The sequence below is a fragment of the Paraburkholderia sp. BR10923 genome (assembly GCF_040948765.1).
GTDB classification, from domain to species: domain Bacteria; phylum Pseudomonadota; class Gammaproteobacteria; order Burkholderiales; family Burkholderiaceae; genus Paraburkholderia; species Paraburkholderia youngii.
In genome coordinates, this window is record NZ_JBFPKO010000117.1 from 1 (window position 1) to 1,260 (window position 1,260).

Genomic DNA, 1,260 nt, shown 5'->3' on the forward strand with positions numbered 1-1,260 from the left:
CCCCCGGGTTGAGATCCTGCCGCCCGGCACGGGCCTGCCCGTGCTGGAGCACGACCTGCGGGAGCGGCCGGATGCGGCGGCGGCGCTTGTGGCGCTGTGCGCCGAAGAGGCGTGCATGCCTTTTGATCTGGCGCGCGGGCCGCTGATCCGCGGGCGCCTGATCCGGCTGTCGGAGCAGGAGCATGTCTTCCTGCTGACGCAGCATCACATCGTCTCGGACGGCTGGTCGGTGGGGGTGCTGGTACGGGAACTGGGCAGCCTGTACCGGGCGTTCGTGGCCGGACAGGCCAATCCCCTGCCGGTGCCGGCGATCCAGTATCCCGATTATGCGGCCTGGCAGCGGCAATGGCTCTCCGGGGAGCGGCTGCAGCGTCAGGCGCAGTACTGGCGCGAGGCCCTGTCAGGCGCGCCGTCCATGCTCGCGTTGCCGACGGACCGGCCGCGCCCGGCGCGTCAGTCGTTTGCCGGCGCCACGGTGCCGGTGGAGATCGATGCGGAGCTCACGCGGGAACTCAGGCGGCTGGGCCGTGAGCATGGCACGACGCTGTTCATGACGGTGCTGGCGGGCTGGGCGGCGGTGCTCTCGCGTCTGTCGGGGCAGGACGACCTTGTGATCGGGGTGCCGAGTGCCAACCGCGGCCGGCGCGAGATCGAGGAGCTGATCGGCTTTTTTGTGAACACGCTGGCGCTCCGGGTGGACCTGTCGGGCGGGCCGGACGTGGCGACGCTTCTGGAGCGGACACGGCGCACGGCCCTGGGGGCGCAGGAGCATCAGGACCTGCCGTTCGAGCAGGTGGTGGAGATTGTGCAGCCGCCACGGGCGCTTGATCACACGCCGCTGTTCCAGGTAATGCTGGCCTGGCAGGATAACGCGCTGGGGCGGCTCGATCTTCCCGGGCTGGGCGTGGAGGAGGTGATGGACAATGCGCCCGGGCAGGTCCGGTTCGATCTGGAGCTGAATGTAGGCGAGTGTGACGGGAGGATCGTGGGCACGCTGGGCTATGCCACGGCGCTGTTCGAAGAGTCGACGGTCAGGCGGCAGCGGGATTATCTGCTGGCGCTGCTGCGGGCGATGGCTGCGGACGCGGGACAGCCGGTGGAGCGCATCGATATCCTGCCGGCGGCGGAGCGCCGGTATCTGCTGGAGGAGCTGAACCGCACGGAGGCGGCGTATCCGTCGGAGCGGTGCATCCATGAGCTGTTCGAGGCGCAGGTGCGGCGGGCACCGGAGGCGGTGGCGCTGGTGCATGAGAACGAGAG

Annotated in this window: 1 protein-coding gene; it reads left to right on the forward strand. The window is 69.8% G+C overall.

Features of this window, described 5'->3' with window-relative positions; genetic code table 11:
• On the forward strand, positions 1–1,260 hold a 1,260-nt coding region (locus AB3X94_RS41635; RefSeq protein WP_368614448.1), incomplete at both ends, for a condensation domain-containing protein.